Below are 15,023 nucleotides of genomic sequence, written 5' to 3' on the forward strand. Positions count from 1 at the left end.
CGGGTACCCGTACGCGGGCGGGTACGGGCCCGCTGCGGGCTGTGTCACACGGTGCTGGACTGCGACACCTGATTCCGGCCCCGAGCCTGGCTCCGGCGGTCACGGCTCCCGCCTACCGGAACCGCCCGTGCGTGCCGTCGGTGCCGCCCGTGCTGCCGTCCCTGCCGTCCCTGCGGGACCCGCCGCCCCCACCTTCCGCGCGGACGCGTCCCACCGCGTAAGCGACCGCCCCGAGCCCCAGTACCCCCACGCCGGGCAGCACGGCGGACAGCGGCAGCGCGCAGGCCAGCACCAGGCAGCCGAGCAGGCCGACGACGGGCACGAGACGCGGCGGCCGGCCCTCGGCCCGAGTGAGGGTACGGGCCGAGGCGTTGGCGAGGGCGTAGTAGACCAGCACGCCGAAGGAGGAGAAGCCGATCGCGCCCCGCAGGTCCACCGTCAACACCAGCAGCACGACCACCGCCCCCACCAGCGCCTCCGCCCGGCGCGGCACCTGGTGACGCGGATCGACGACGGCCAGCGCCCCGGGCAGGTGCCGGTCCCGCGCCATGGCCAGGGTCGTACGGGACACCCCGAGAATCAGCGCGAGCAGCGAGCCGAGCGCGGCCACCGCGGCGCCGGCCCGTACGACGGGCTCCAACCAGCCGGCGTCCGCGACCCGTGCGACCTCGGAGAGCGGCGCGGTGGCGCCGGCCAGCGGGCCGGGACCCAGCACCACGAGCACGCAGACCGCGACGGCGGCGTACACCGCGAGCGCGATCCCGAGCGCCAGCGGGATGGCCCGCGGGATCGTACGCGCCGGGTCGCGCACCTCCTCGCCGAGCGTGGCGATCCGGGCGTACCCGGCGAAGGCGAAGAACAACAGGCCCGCGGCCTCCAGCACGCCCCGGAAGCCGCCGCCCGCGCCACCGGCGAGGTCCAGCCGCGCGGGGTCCGCCGCCCCGGAGGTCAGGCCCACGAGCACCACCATCGCCAGCACCGTCAGCACCACCGCGACGATCACCCGGGTCAGCCGGGCGGACTTGTGCACCCCCGCGTAGTTCACCCCGGTCAGCGCCAGCACCGCGAGCACCGCCACCCAACGCGCCTGCCCGGGCCACGCGTACGAGCCGACGGTGAGCGCCATAGCCGCGCAGGACGCCGTCTTGCCGACGACGAAGCCCCAGCCAGCGAGGTAGCCCCAGAAGCCGCCGAGTCGTTTCCCGGCGTAGACGTACGTGCCGCCGGAGGCGGGGTAGCGTGCGGCCAGCCGCGCGGAGGACGTCGCGTTGCAGTACGCCACCACGGCGGCCAGCGCGAGTCCTAGCAGCAGCCCGGAACCAGCCGCGCGGGCCGCCGGGGCCAGCGCGGCGAAGATACCGGCACCGAGCATCGAGCCGAGCCCGAGCAGCACGGCGTCGCTCACGCCCAACCGCCGCCGCAGCCCGTGCGGTTCGCCGCCGGATGTCCCGGACCTGCTCATGGTTCGCTCCTCGGCCCCGCGCGCCTGGCCGGTGGCGTACGTCTCGCTCGGGTCAGCCGGGACGACCGTATCCGTACGCGCGGCCGGCGAACCGTCGGGCGGGCCGGTGATGTGGCGTCAGGAAGTTCGTGCAGCACCAACGCCCGGATCGGCGGTACGTGAGAGGGTGTCAGCACAGGGTGAGGCGGGCGGCGAGCGGGAGGACTCGGGGCTGTGCCGGAATCGTTTGGGATGGGCGTTTTCGACCTGAGTGGCGAGTTGCGTCAACTCGGGCCGTACCGACTGCTCTGCCAGCTGGCCACCGGCGGCATGGGCGTGCTCTACCTCGGACGACATCCTGGCACGGGTCGAATCGTCGCCATCAAGACGCTGCTGGCCCCGGCTGGGGTAACCGAGGAGGCCCGCAAGCGGTTCGGTCGGGAGGTCAAGCTCGCTCGTCGGGTCAGGAGCCAGCACACCGCCAAGGTGCTGGACTCCGATGTCGAGGCCGAACGGCCCTGGATGGCCATGGAGTACGTCCCGGCGCCCTCGCTCGAGGCACTCACGGTGCAGAAGGGCCCGCTGTCCCACGAGAGCGCGGTGCGCTGGATCGCCCTCGGGATAGCGCGGGCGCTCAAGGAGCTGCACCGTCAGGGCATCGTGCACCGGGACGTGAAGCCGCTCAACATCCTCCTGACCACCGACGGTCCGAAGGTCATCGACTTCGGCATCTCCCACGCCAGCGACCTCACCAGCACCAAGCTCACCCTCGGCACCGTCGCCTTCGCCGCGCCGGAACAGGCCGACGGGCAGCCCAGCGCCCCCGCCTCCGACATCTACGCGCTCGGCGTCACCCTCTTCTACCTGGCCTGCGGGAAGCTGCCGTACCCGGAGACCCAGGAGCCGCTCCAGCAGCTCAACTACGTACGACAGGCCGCCACCAACCTGGACGGACTGCCCGAGGGCCTCACCGAGTTGGTCGGCGACTGCCTCGCGGCACGACCCGAGGACCGACCGACCGCCGAGCAGCTCGTACGGCGCCTCGCCGAGAGCGGCGCCCAGGTGCTGCCGAGCGGTTGGCGCGCGATGATCGACCAGTATCTCGAGGAGGGCAAGCGCCTCCAACGAGCGACCGACCAGGCGGAAGCCGAGACGGTCACCCGCGACTGGACCTCCGACACACCGGGACACACCAGGCGGGTCACCGACCCGACGGGCGGCTCGGGCGGCGCACGGCGACAGGCGTCGGGGAACAACCGGCGGGGCGGGGGCGCGGCACCCCCCACCCCGGCCGGCGGCACGGGCCCGGGCGGGAACCCGGGCTCCGGCGGGAACTCGTCGGGCAAGATCGGCGCGCTGGTCGTCGCCCTGATCGCGGCGGTGGTCGTCGCGTCGGCGCTGGCCAGCGAGAATTCCGCCTCCGACAGCACCGACACCAGCTCCGACACCGTGCCCACCTCCACCGACACCTCGAGCCCGCCCGACGACGACCCGACCTACGACCCCCCGGACCCGGACCCGATCGAGGAGGAGCCGGAGGACACCTATGATCCCGACCCCACGTACGACGAGCCCGAGCCCGATCCGACCTATGACGCCCCCGAGCCCGACCCCACCTATGACGCCCCCGACCCGACCCCGACTCTGAACGAGTGGGGCGCGATAGCCGTGGGACAGGACGGCAGCAACGGACGATCCTGGGACTACGACACGGAGAGCGCCGCCAAGTCAGGGGCGTTGAGCCAGTGCTCCGGCACCAACTGCAAGGTCGTCACGACCTTTCACAACGGCTGTGGAGCCGTCGCCTACAACGAGAGCACCCGCTACTACCACGGCGGCAGCGGCGACACGGCCGCAGAGGCGAAGCGAGACGCGCAGAACAACGTGGGTGGCGGGCGCGTGGTCACCTGGGCGTGCACCACCAGATACGAGTAGGACCTACTCAGCGGCCAGGTCACGCCTCCCCGTCCACCGGGTGTTCGACCTCGGCGGACAACCGCTCGCCCGGCTCTCCGCGACCCGCAGCGCGTCCCGTAGCGCCTCGCGGAGTCGAGAGGCCAGGAAATGGAGCTGGTGGTTGGTGACCGTGTGGTCGGCCAGCATCTCCCGGGCATGGTGGAGCAGTTCCTCCCCCATGGCGAGCTGCGTGTGCTCCATGTCGTCCGCGAGCCGGGACAGCATGCCGGTGCCGTCGCCGCTCAGGTAGCACGGTTTGCCCTCGGGTCCCGACCACGGCAGCAGCCGTAGGGGACGGTCGCCCGCCCGCATCAGGCGGCTCCGTCCATGCTGACGCCGTTCGCGCGGGTACGGACGGGGGGCGGGTGCTCGCCGGAAGACGTGCATAGTGGTGCTTCCTTTCCTGGATCGCGGCCTCGACAAGGTGAATTCCCGACACCGTGCCGAGCCGCCGACTACCGTGGGTGTTTCGATGATCGCCCTCCGGATCAGTCGTCAACAACGGGATCGCGTCCCGTCGTTACTGGCGGGACGGGCACCGTCGTCCCAAACCCGGACCCGGGACAGGACAGGGAGAGACCGATGAAGTTCCAGCCACAGGCGCTCACCCCGACACGCTCGGCACGGCACTTCTACGGCGCGGAGCTGCGGCTGCAACGCGAGCAGGCCGAACTGTCGCTCGTCCAGCTGAGCCAGATCGTCAACTCCAGCAAGAGCGCGCTGGCGCGCGTGGAGACCGCCGAACTCCTGCCCGCGCCGGGCCTGTCGGAGGCTGGACGCGGCCTTCGGTGCGGAGGGCCTGTTCCAGCGGCTGTACGAACTGGTTCGGCGCGAGGTGCATCCGGACCAGTACCGCCGCTACATGGACTTCGAGGCGGAGGCGCGGGTCATAGAGCATTACGCCGCTCATGTCGTGCCGGGGCTGCTGCAGACGGAGGCGTACGCCCGGGCGTTCTTCAGCTACGCACCCGACGCGACGGAAGCCAGAACAGAGGAACGGGTCTCCGTCCGTATGGGGCGTCAGCAACGGTTGCGTTCCGCTGCGGCGCCCCGCCTGTGGGCCGTCCTGGATGAGGCGGTGGTCCGTCGCCCGGTCGGAGAACCGGAGGTGATGCGCGAACAGTTGGCGGCGCTGTTGGCGATCGTGGACACCGCTGGCACGAAAGTCCAGGTTCTGCCCTTCAGCCATGGCGGTCACGCCCTGATGGAAGGACCGTTGACTTTGCTCAAACTCACCGGCGGCCGTTCCGTGGCCTACGAAGAAGGTCGAGAAGCCGGACGACTACACGAGGACCCGGAGGACGTCGAGCAACGCCGTGGCCTCTACGACGCGTTGCGGGCGTACGCTCTCCCACCAAAGGAGTCCGGAGTCATGATCGCCGCTGCGATGGAGGAGTACACGTCATGCACACAGGCCAGGAGATGAGCATCAGGGCATGGCGCAAGAGCAGCCACAGCAACATGAACGGTGGGGAGTGCGTCGAGGTCGGCGAGGGCGTACCGGGCCTCGTACCCGTACGGGACAGCAAGACCCCCCACGGCCCCACCCTCGGCTTCCCCCGCGCCGCTTGGATCTCCTTCGTCACCACCCTGAAGAGCGCGGACGATCACCCACGTTGAGCCGTACCCGCCAGGGCCTCCGCGACGCCCTCGCGCACCGCCCGCCAGGTCGGCTCGACGGAAGCGGCCGGAAGCCTGGGGTGCAGACGGTTGGTGAGCAGGACGACGATCAGCCCGTCGCGGCGGTCGACGGCGAACTCCGTGCCGGTGAAGCCGCTGTGCCCGACGCCGCCGTCGCCGAGTCCCGGCACGTCCTCGAAGCGGTGTGTCCAGAAGCCGAGCCCCTGCCCGAGCTCGTACGCGTCCCGGGTGAACTCCTCGACGGTGGCGTCGGCGAGGACCCGGCGGTGCCCGTATCCCCCGCCGTTCGCGAGGGTCTGCGCGAACACGGCGATGTCCCGCGCGGTACCGAAGAGTCCCGCGTGGCCCGCGACGCCGTGGAAGGAGTAGGCGGCGTTGCCGTCGTTCACCTCGCCGACGAGGGTGTGCTTCCGCCAGCCGTCGAAGTCCTCGACACCTCGGTCGCCGAGGATCGGGTACGGGTCCTCGGTGTCGATCATCCGCCGCTCGTACGCGTTGCCCAGCGAGGTCGCCGCTGTATTTCCGCGCCGCCCCGGCCGGTAACCGGTGTCGCGCATCCGGAGCCGGCGGTGTACCCGGTCGTGGACGTACGCCGGCAGGGATCGGCCGCTCGCCCGGCGCACGATCTCCCCAAGCAGCATGAAGCCCAGGTCGGAGTAGTGCCTGCCCTCGCCGACGCCGTATCGCAACGGGAGTCCGGTGATGTACGAGACGGCCTCGGCGGGGTCTTCGGCCCACAGGTAGGTCGGCTGCCACTCCCACAGGCCCGCGGTGTGGGTGAGGAGCCGCCGCACGGTGACGGCCCGGGGCACCCCCGGAACCCAGCGGGCGGCGGGCGCGTCCTGGGACACCAGGCCGTCGTCCACCAGCGCCATGATCGCGGCCGTCGTGGCCAGCACCTTCGAGCAGGACGCCAGGTCGAAGACGGTATCGGGCCGCATCGGACGAGGCCGGTCCAGCCGCTCGCCGTCCCGGTGGGTCTGCGCGTGCCCGTAGGCCGTGTGCTTGACCACCACACCATGCCTGGCGACGAGCAGCACGGCACCTGGGTACGCCGCGTCCTGGCCTGGTCCCATGCGCGCCGTGACCGCCTCATCGAGCGCCGCGAGCGGGCCCTCGGCCATGCCGGCCTCCTCGGCGCGGCCGGGCCGTAGCACCGGGAACCTTCCGCCCGCCTGGGCGGTGGCGGGCACGAGCAGGCCGGCGGTCGCGCCTCCCGCGAGGGTGAGCGCCGTACGACGGCTGATGCTTGGGGACATGCCGGCCACCTAACGCCAGGCCCGGCGTCGGCGCAAGCGCGGTGCGCCGATAGACCGGGCCGGGTACGTTCTCCAGTCGTTATTCCAGTCCCCAGAAACGCGAGGCGAGCAAGGAAGCAGCCCACGGGCATGCCGAGCACGGAGCCAGGGATAGCGACACGGCCGAGAGCGTTCCGCCACCGCCGAGGGTACGGCGTGCGGGACGTAGCTCGGTCACGGAACGCGTCCGCCTTGCCGATGACCTCGCCGATGCCTTCGGAGCGCGCTGACACGGCTGCCGAGCGACACGCGCGCGTACCAACGCCACGGCCCGTACGCTCGCCGGCATGAGCCCTTCCGTCGCAAGCAACACCACCGTCGACCGTGCCGCCCTGCTGGACTTCGTACGCCCCCGGCACCGTGCCCTCCTCCTCACCCGCCGCTCGGACGGCGGCCCGCAGGCGTCCCCGCTGACCTGCGGCGTGGACGACGAGGGACGGATCGTCGTGTCGACCTATCCCGAGCGCGCCAAGACCCGTAACGCCCGGCGGGACTCGGCGGTCAGCCTGGTCGTCCTCTCCGACGACTGGGACGGTCCCTGGGTGCAGGTCGACGGCGAGGCGGAGGTGATCGACCCGCCGGACTCGGTGGAGCCACTGGTCGAGTACTTCCGGGTGATCTCCGGGGAACACCCGGACTGGGACGAGTACCGCGCGGCGATGCTCCGGCAGGGCAAGTCCCTGATCCGGGTCACCCCGAAGCGTTGGGGTCCGATCGCCACCGGCGGCTTCCCGGCTCGGCTGGCGGAGGACTCAGCGGACTGAGCCGGGCGGGGCGGGTTCCGCCGGTTCGACGCCGGCCGTCGGAGAGCAGTTCCGCCGATGCCCCAGGTCGTAGTCGAAGTCCCAGATCGTCCAGGCGACAAACAGCAGGTACAGGACGAGCACCACGGCGGCCAGCACGAGCAACAGCTTGAGGCACGAAGCCGCGGACCGTCGGTCTGCGAAGGGTTCCGGCGAGATCGGCCTCACCCGCCTCGGTGGGTCGCCGGGCCGGCTTCGGCCGTGTCGCTGGACGGAATCCGCCGGGCGCTTGGCGCTGGGTGTGTGCCGGCCCCCGGCCATCGTCCCTCGCCCCGTCGCGTCCCGGCGTAGTGCCTTGCCACCCTGTCACGCTGCGGGCAGGGTCGGGCCGTTGGAGCGGCGCCGCAAGGTCCTGTTACGGAGCCACCCCAGCATGCCCGGCCGGCGACGGTGGCGGTCCGTGACGGCGGCTCAGAGTGGCTCCCAGCCGTCCCCGACGTGGTGTACGAGCAGCCGCTCGGCTGGGATGGACTCGCTTACGGCGGCGTTGTGCTCCTCGAAGAACCGAACCGCGCGGTCCTTGTCCTCGAACCACGGGCCGGGCCCGCGCTCCTGGAGCAGCCCCCAGAACTCGTGCCCGTCCTCCGTTGGGGCCTCGCCGCTCTTCACACCCTGGTAGATGGTGTCGTAAACGCTCTTGTACCAGCGCTCCGGATCGCGCACGGTCAGCAGCACCTTCGCCGTCGGGTACGCCTCGCTCAGTTCCCACCAGTAGGCCGCGGCGGGCCGGTCCAGGGTGGACCGGAAGCCGTCGAAGATCCCCTCCCAGTCCGAGGTCTCGCCCTTCATCACGTCGACCCAGCCGGGCATCCGTCCGGGATCGGCGATGTCGCTATGGCCCGTGCTGCCGGCCCGGTGTGGACGGTGGAGACGTCCTCGACGAAGGTGACATCCCCTGATTGTGCTGCGAGGAGTTCTCCACTCCCCGGTGCACGCGAATCGCGGCGGCCAGTTCGGCTGGGACGGCCTGCTGGGCGTCGAGGCTGGTGACCGCGTAGACACTCTCTCGGGCCTCGCGCTCGCCGGTGAGATGCGGCGGCGGTGGATTCCGGGACTCCTGCCTACACGCGGGGCTTGTACTCGACCAGCTGGATGCGGCCGTCGAAGGTGCGGTGCTCGATCATCTCGAGGGCGACGTCCGGATATCCGTCGTAGATGCGTTCCGCGCCCGTGGCCCCGGTGATCACCGGGAACATCACGACCCGGAAGCGGTCGACGAGTCCGGCCTTGAGCAGGGACCGGCACAGGCTCAGGCTGCCGATCGTGCTGAGGAGCCCCGAGCCGTTCTCCTTCATCGCGCGGACCGCCTCGACGGCGTCATCGCGAACGAGCGTGGAGTTGGCCCACGTGAGTGGTTCCTCGAGTGAGGAGGAGAACACCAGCTTGGATGCTTGCGTGAGCTCGTCCACGGACGCCTCTTCCTCGGCCCTGAACTCGTCTTGACCATCCGGGACCTCGCCGGCGGAGAAGCCGGACATCTGGCGGTAGGTGGCCTCGCCCCCAAGTCCTGGCCCTGGATGAGCGGATCAAGGACAACGACCGGGAGATCCACGCGACCTCACGCACCGACGACCGCGCCGAGATCATCGAGTCCATGCCCGGCATGGGCCTCCCGGCCGTCGCGAACCACATATACCGGCCTACGCGGTGGCTCCCTGCGGGCCTCGACTGCCATAGGGGTCGCACGCTCACGCAGTCCGTCAGAGTACTCCTTAGGGGCAGCCATGCTCGGCATCCTTCCGAGTCTTCGATGGCTCCATCAAACCCGGGTGCGGTTCACTCTCGTGCAGGGGTGCACGCCCCAACCGACGGAGACGAAACCTCGGTAGCGCATGCCACACCAGCAGGCCAGTCCAGACAGCAGACGTCCTCACACACCCACCGTCACGAAACGGTGGTGAGGCCCTGACCGCAGGAGCTCGCGTGACCGATCAGCAACCGCTCGACCTCACCCAGCACGAAATCGAAGCGCTCAAGACTCGGCACAACCTTGTCACGCCCACGCGCATCAGCAGCGGTCCCCGACACAGCGCAAGATCGTCGACGCCCTCCCTGAACTCCGGTACCACGCCGAGCGGAAGCGACAGGCCAACCTGAAGGACCGCTTCAAGGAGGTCTTCTTCAAGCTTCACTGCCAGCACAGCGTCCGGTCTGACTCCACCATGCTTTCGTATGCGGCCTCGATTCGCGCTCCGGAATCGACGTGTCCGAAGTAGGTACGTTGGGGGTATTTCCATGCACGTGGAAACCTTGCTTGATGGGGATGAGCCTGAGATAGCGGCGCTTGGGCCACGCATCCGCGGTCTCCGCCGGCGTTCTGGTCTCTCCCAGAAGCAACTCGCGGACTTCAGCACACTCAGCGTGCGCTCGATTCGTGACATCGAGAATGGACGAGTCAAGACTCCGCGCCGAGATACCATTCGCCTGCTAGCCCAGGCACTGCACCTCAAAGCGGACGATCAAGATCTCGTCGAGGTCTTCGGACCGTCTGACTCGGTGCAGAGACAACTCCAGCCACGGGACATGGTGCATGTGCCACCTCCGGCTGCTGACGGGCCGCTCTTTGGACGGGACGATGAACTCGCCGTTCTTCGCCGGCTCTTAGCCCCCAGGGGCCGCCGCCTGCTCACCATTACGGGAATTGAGGGCGCGGGCAAGACCCGACTGGCACTTGAGTTCGCGCGAACCTGGCACATGCGAGAAGCAGGATCGGTCCTTTGGGTGCCGTTGATGCCGACCCCGTTTCCGGGGAGTAGCCGGGAGGAGGTTGAGGAGTTCCTCTTCGAGCGCATCGGCGACCTGCTCTCAGGCGAGGCACACTTCCCGGGGCACGCGGCAGACCTCATTGGAGGTCGACGTGCGCTACTCATTCTGGACGGAGCACCCGCGGCCAGCACGTTGGCGGCTGCGGTAGCCGACCTTCTCTCTTCATGTCCCGGGCTGACGGTTCTCTGCACCGCGCGGAGCACGCCCGACGCCCCCATAGAAGAATTGTTTCCACTCGCCCCGTTGCCGCTACCCAGGGTGGAGGGCGCAACTGACCCTTCCCATTTGGAGCAAGTCCCCTCGGTGCGCATGCTATTGACACGTGTGCAGCAGATACGTCCTACTTTCGAACTCAACAGCCGGAACGCGGAATACATCGCCAACATCTGCCGCGCGTTAGATGGACTGCCGAAGGCTCTGGAACTCGCCGCGCGGTGGATTTTGGTCTACTCTCCTCAACAGCTGGCCCAACAGCTCGCTCATGACCCTGCCATGGTGGCGCGACGTCCGGTACCGCTTGCCACCCAGGAACCCGAGGCGTTCGATTCGGTCCGGCACTCTGTCCGAGCACTCACTTTCCGGCAGCATAAATTACTCTCGACTATGGGGCAAACCTCAATATCCTGGTCGATTTCCGACATAGCAAAAGAGCAGAATACGGATTTCGCGCAGGCCGCGGACGACGTATACAACTTGTTCATCCACGGCCTGCTCCGGCGAACCGACGAGACCGACGCGTCGTTGTTTGCCACTCTAAATATCGTGCGCCGATTCGGTGAACTTTGGGTGTGAAATACCTCCTGCTATCGTGCAGATCCCTATGCTTGAACCCTTCTTCCTGCTGCCGATCTGCACACTAGGTGCACAGCAGGCATGCCATTCAGATTCCCAACTGTAATGATAGGACGTGAACTCAGTGCGTTTCTGCAGCCTCAGGTTCGACAGGGGCGAGGATGTCGGCATCTCGACAGACGCCGGAATGGTCCTGGTCAGTTCAATCAACAAGGTCACTGGGGGAAACTTCGGACCCACGCTCCTCGACGTTGTTCTCAAAAATCAGCTCGACGGACTCAAAGAAGTGATAACGAGCGCTCCGAAGCTGAAAACAGCCATTCCGATTGAATCTGCACCGTTTGCGCCCATTTACAGGAACCCGCCCAAGCTGTGGGGTGTTGGCCTAAACTACCGCAGGCATGCCGATGATCTGGATGCGGTACAACCAACCGGAGCCCCCGGGTCCTATTTGCGTCCGAGCAGTACCATTATTGGCTTCGGGGACGACATCGTGCTCCCAAGCCAGTCAGAGCGCATCACCGCTGAAGCCGAACTCGGCGTCGTCATAGGAAAGACGTGCCGAGATGTATCTGCGGAGGAGGCGCGTTCTGTAGTATTCGGGTTCACCAGCGTGCTGGACATGACCGCGGAAGATGCAATCCGAACCAATCCCCGCCACATTCCATGGGCAAAAGCGTTTGACACCTTTTGCAGTATTGGCCCGTGGGTGGTAACGCCTGATGAAATCCCCGACCTGTCTCGCGTACGTACTTCGACGATCGTGAACGGGGAAACCATAGCGTCTAACGACGTTTCTGCCATGATGCGTGATCCCTATTGGCAAGTCAGTTACTTTTCCGGGGGGATGACACTGGAAGCTGGCAGCATCGTGGCAACTGGAACTCCGGGGGCCGGGGTCATCAGGGACGGGGACACGGTCGAGGCGCGCGTGGAGGGGGTTGGTCACCTCCGGAACCGTGTACGGCGTGCTTCACGCGAAGGATGAGAGGTACCTCTAGTTCAAGGCTGCGAGTGGAGGGCGATTTCTGATGGACATGGGTGTGGAGGGGAAAACCGCCCTCGTGTGCGGTTCCACTTCTGGGCTCGGGAGAGCCACGGCAGAGGCGCTCTCCCAGGAGGGCGCACGTGTGGTCGTGTGCGGTCGGCGGAAATCACTGGCGGAAAGTGTCGCCGCAGGCCTACCGAACGCCATAGCCGTGGGAATAGATCTCTCAGCACCGAAGGGCGTAAGCACCCTGATAGCGGAGGCTGAGACGGCGTTCGGCTCTGTGGACATACTTGTACTCAACGGACCAGGACCACGCCCTGCAAAGGTGACGGAGATTGAAGAAGAAGAGGTGGGTGACGCCATCGAATACTTGGTGACGGCGCATCACCGCCTAATCTCCTTAGCCTTACCGTACATGAGGAAGCAAAAATGGGGGAGAATTCTCGCTATCGGTTCGAGTTCCGTTGTCACTCCCATCGGTGACCTGGCTCTCTCTAGTATCGGACGTTCCGCCTTTGCGGCCTATCTCAAGATGCTTGCAACAGAAGTTGCGGCAGACGGTGTGACTGTCAATATGCTACTCCCCGGCCGCATCGCCACCGACAGAGTGCTGCAGCTTGACGCAGCACGGGCTGCCAGAACTGGGCGCAAGGAGGGAGAAGTTAAAGCTGCGTCCATAACAGAGATCCCAGCCCACAGGTACGGCGACCCCTCAGAGTTTGCAGATGTCGCAGCGTTCTTGTGCGGCAGTAGAGCCTCATATATCACCGGAAACACCGTGCGGTGCGACGGTGGGCTTTCACCTGTGCTCTAGCAGGCATCCGGCCTTCGTGACCGCGACGAGTAGTGCTGAGGCCGGCCCCCTGTCCGATGTTCAGACACAACCCGAGCACCGGTCAGGGGGAGCCGACTGATCAGGACGCGGCCAGAGCGCTGGCAGTCGCAGCGACGAGCTTCTCCGTCGGATGGACCCGATCCACTTCAGCCACCGCTGCCATGAGCGAGAACACGTCAACTCCCTCTGCTTCGGCGCACCGCGTGATCAGGGGGAACAAGCTGGAGTGAGTCCGCGTCAGTCCACCGACCACCTGATAGATCCGGTCGTCGTGGAGACGTGGCACGACGCGAATCGTACTCTCACTCAGGTGCGCCAGACGCTGGTAGTCCGGGGCTGTAGGCGCTCCTTGGCGGTGCAGGACCGTGGCAAAGCCTTCGGTGCTGGTGTTGCCAGCCCCCCTGCCAATGCCATCGAGTGTGGCGTCGATGTAGTGAGCTCCGCTAGATGCCGCTGCAAGAGCGTTTGCATTGGCGAGTCCGAGGTTGTCGTGCCCGTGAAAGCCCAGGGGTACGTCTACGGTGTCGCTAACGACGTGGAACAGTTCGCTGACCTCGAAGGGCAAGTAGCTGCCCGCTGAGTCGACCAGATAGACGCTGTCGGCCCCGTACGAGACGCACTGTCGCACGGGGTCTACCACGTCTTCGGTCTCAAGCACGTTCGTCTTCATGAGATTGACGAAAGCAGTCAGTCCGAGCTCCTTCGCCAGCGGGATGAATTCCTCCGCTGGGGAAACGTCTGTGATGTCCACGCCGATACGAACGAACTGCATTCCTGCAGCTGCCGCTTGCTTGAGATGCGAAGTGTTCGCGACCCCGGGAATGCAGAACATGCCCCATGCGGCATTTTGCAGAGATTCACGTGCAATGTGGAAGCATTGTTCATCGGGTACCGCCGCCGGCTTGTTCAGTGCCTCCGATGCGTTGAGGCCGAGTCCGTGCCCGAGTTCGACGAATTATATGCCGGATTCCTCGAGCCCGATCAGGGTATTGCGGATAGTTTCTTCCGTGAACTGAAATCCGACGGAGTAACTTCCATCTCTGAGAGTGCAGTCGAGGATTTCGATGTTTTTCGGCTTCAGGGCGCCAGTGGCGTCGTGTCGAGAAATAGTCATGAGACCCCCAAGGGTAGAAAACAACATAGCGAGGCGACGGATACCTGCATCCGGGGAAACTCTTCCGGAGTCTGCTCGTGCGCAGCTGCTGAGAAAAGTCCCGGAGTGAAGTCGCACCTCGGTGAGTCTAGTCTCGTGTGCGGGTTTTGGGCGGCAGTTGGACCGGCAGAAAAGCGGCAGTCGAGAGAGGGGAGCTGCCTCTCATTTTTACCCGTTCCCTCTTGCAGTCGGTGGCGGCTGGCGTTCATGCTCAGCACTGCGGCAACTCTATGGTCAGCGGGACTGTGAGAAACCTGTTCTTCCGGTCGCTGCCTGATGAGCCGCTGTGACCTGCACTTCTGACAGAGGAGATATCCGTGGGTAATGTACTCACCAAGAGTCAAGTCGATTTCTACAAGGAGAACGGTTTCCTTGTTGTTGAAAAACTCGTCAACGCAGGTGTTGTCGCGCAGGCGCGCGCGGTCGTAGATTCTTTGCTTTCCTCTCCCAGTATAAGTGAGGTGGCCGAGGTTGAGCCGGGATATGACGCCAAGGCTCGACGCATCTGGGCTCCTACATCGCGGGACAAGATTTTCGCCGGAATGGCGGAAGATCCTCAAGTCCTTGATGCCACGGCTCAACTGATTGGCGAAGACATCGTCCTGCAGTACTCCAAGTTGAACGTGAAGCCGCCAGAGGTAGGCAGCGTCGTCGAGTGGCACCAGGACTTCGCCTACTACCCCCACACCAATACGGATCTTGTAGCATGCCTCATCTACCTCGATGACGCGACGCGCGAGAACTCCTGCCTGAGGGTGGCAGCCGGATCCCACCGTCGAGGCATCCTCAGTCACGAGGTCGGTGGCCACTTCGGCGGAAAGATCACTTCGCTGGACCAGGTGGGTGTGGACGATTCCACAGTGGTCGACTGTGAAGGCCCGGCAGGAACAGCTGTTTTCATCCACCCGCTGGCGGCGCATTCATCTGAGAAGAACACATCCGACCGGTATCGGCGTGTGTTCATTCCTGCATACAGGGCAGCGGACGCATTCCCCATATATTATGGGCCTCACGCTGCCCACAATGAGCCCACCGCGAAGCTGGTGCACGGCAAGCCCGCTCGCATGGCCCGCTGCGAGGGGGGAGTCTGGCAACTTCCCCTTGCGGCAGCCGAGTTCAACTCGCTCTATCAGATTCAGGAGGGCTCACACCTGGAATCAGATGGTAAGAACAAGACAGGCTACTTCGCCCATGAAGCAGAGTCAGCCACTGCGTAACAACTGGGTAGAGGTCTGCGAATTGCTTTCCCGGCCCGCTCGGTTCCAGGAGCTGATCACAGACCTCACAACGCCCGGCGATTGCCGGCCCGCTGGGTGTCCCGGGTGCATGTGGTGAGGTAGCGGGCCA

The 15,023-nt window shown here is 66.3% G+C and carries 14 protein-coding genes and 1 pseudogene; 8 read left to right on the forward strand and 7 right to left on the reverse strand.

Translation table 11 applies throughout. The features are described from left to right. Positions 1–112: 112 nt before the first annotated feature. Positions 113–1,462, reverse strand: coding sequence for an APC family permease (locus tag AN216_RS17050; protein WP_070197552.1), 1,350 nt, complete (start codon positions 1,460–1,462; stop codon positions 113–115). Positions 1,463–1,675: 213 nt separating this feature from the next. On the opposite strand from AN216_RS17050, the gene AN216_RS17055 reads away from it, so the two are divergent. After that, positions 1,676–3,376, forward strand: a complete 1,701-nt coding sequence (locus AN216_RS17055) for a protein kinase domain-containing protein (RefSeq protein WP_139140946.1) — start codon at positions 1,676–1,678, stop codon at positions 3,374–3,376. Positions 3,377–3,379: 3 nt separating this feature from the next. On the opposite strand, the gene AN216_RS17060 is transcribed toward AN216_RS17055, so the two are convergent. Continuing rightward, positions 3,380–3,709, reverse strand: coding sequence for a hypothetical protein (locus AN216_RS17060; protein WP_070197554.1), 330 nt, complete (start codon positions 3,707–3,709; stop codon positions 3,380–3,382). A 523-nt stretch (positions 3,710–4,232) separates the two neighbouring features. Here AN216_RS17060 and AN216_RS17065 point away from each other — a divergent pair. Together AN216_RS17065 and AN216_RS17070 are read left to right on the forward strand one after the other, a co-directional pair. After that, a complete protein-coding gene (locus tag AN216_RS17065; protein ID WP_338059259.1) occupies positions 4,233–4,823 on the forward strand; it encodes a DUF5753 domain-containing protein in 591 nt (196 codons plus the stop codon). Next, entirely contained in the window at positions 4,802–5,017 is a 216-nt protein-coding gene (locus AN216_RS17070; RefSeq protein WP_070197555.1) for a DUF397 domain-containing protein, read from the forward strand. The genes AN216_RS17065 and AN216_RS17070 overlap by 22 nt, the downstream gene beginning before the upstream one ends. Here AN216_RS17070 and AN216_RS17075 read toward each other — a convergent pair. Beyond that, entirely contained in the window at positions 5,005–6,297 is a 1,293-nt protein-coding gene (locus tag AN216_RS17075; RefSeq protein ID WP_079166685.1) for a serine hydrolase domain-containing protein, read from the reverse strand. The two genes, AN216_RS17070 and AN216_RS17075, sit on opposite strands and share 13 nt — an antisense overlap. A 326-nt stretch (positions 6,298–6,623) precedes the next feature. Here AN216_RS17075 and AN216_RS17080 point away from each other — a divergent pair, with 326 nt between their 5' ends. After that, on the forward strand, positions 6,624–7,100 hold the full coding sequence (locus tag AN216_RS17080; protein ID WP_070197556.1) for a PPOX class F420-dependent oxidoreductase: 477 nt from the start codon (positions 6,624–6,626) through the stop codon (positions 7,098–7,100). Here AN216_RS17080 and AN216_RS29305 read toward each other — a convergent pair. The 3 genes and pseudogenes from AN216_RS29305 to AN216_RS17095 all read right to left on the reverse strand — a co-directional run. Beyond that, the gene (locus tag AN216_RS29305; RefSeq protein ID WP_170843149.1) at positions 7,089–7,238 is read right to left on the reverse strand and encodes a hypothetical protein; all 150 of its coding nucleotides are present in this window, start codon (positions 7,236–7,238) and stop codon (positions 7,089–7,091) included. The two genes, AN216_RS17080 and AN216_RS29305, sit on opposite strands and share 12 nt — an antisense overlap. A gap of 312 nt (positions 7,239–7,550) precedes the next feature. After that, on the reverse strand, positions 7,551–7,949 hold the full coding sequence (locus tag AN216_RS17090; protein WP_070197558.1) for a sulfotransferase family protein: 399 nt from the start codon (positions 7,947–7,949) through the stop codon (positions 7,551–7,553). Between the two features lie 251 nt (positions 7,950–8,200). After that, positions 8,201–8,644, reverse strand: a pseudogene (locus AN216_RS17095) (dihydrofolate reductase family protein); the annotation flags it as partial. Positions 8,645–9,374: 730 nt separating this feature from the next. Here AN216_RS17095 and AN216_RS27265 point away from each other — a divergent pair. From AN216_RS27265 to AN216_RS27275, 3 genes are all read left to right on the forward strand, one after another. Continuing rightward, complete coding sequence (locus AN216_RS27265; protein ID WP_170843150.1) at positions 9,375–10,697, forward strand: helix-turn-helix domain-containing protein; 1,323 nt, start codon at positions 9,375–9,377, stop codon at positions 10,695–10,697. 115 nt (positions 10,698–10,812) lie between these two features. Next, on the forward strand, positions 10,813–11,685 hold the full coding sequence (locus AN216_RS27270) for a fumarylacetoacetate hydrolase family protein (RefSeq protein WP_139140947.1): 873 nt from the start codon (positions 10,813–10,815) through the stop codon (positions 11,683–11,685). 43 nt (positions 11,686–11,728) lie between these two features. After that, complete coding sequence (locus AN216_RS27275) at positions 11,729–12,502, forward strand: SDR family oxidoreductase (RefSeq protein ID WP_079166689.1); 774 nt, start codon at positions 11,729–11,731, stop codon at positions 12,500–12,502. Positions 12,503–12,602: 100 nt separating this feature from the next. Here the strand turns inward: AN216_RS27275 and AN216_RS17105 are convergent, their stop codons facing one another. Next, the gene (locus AN216_RS17105) at positions 12,603–13,355 is read right to left on the reverse strand and encodes a beta/alpha barrel domain-containing protein (protein WP_079166690.1); all 753 of its coding nucleotides are present in this window, start codon (positions 13,353–13,355) and stop codon (positions 12,603–12,605) included. A gap of 638 nt (positions 13,356–13,993) precedes the next feature. Here AN216_RS17105 and AN216_RS27280 point away from each other — a divergent pair. After that, positions 13,994–14,893, forward strand: coding sequence for a phytanoyl-CoA dioxygenase family protein (locus tag AN216_RS27280; protein WP_079166691.1), 900 nt, complete (start codon positions 13,994–13,996; stop codon positions 14,891–14,893). The last annotated feature ends 130 nt before the right edge of the window (positions 14,894–15,023 follow it).

Source organism: Streptomyces oceani (genome assembly GCF_001751245.1).
Taxonomy (GTDB): Bacteria; Actinomycetota; Actinomycetes; order Streptomycetales; family Streptomycetaceae; genus Streptomyces; species Streptomyces oceani.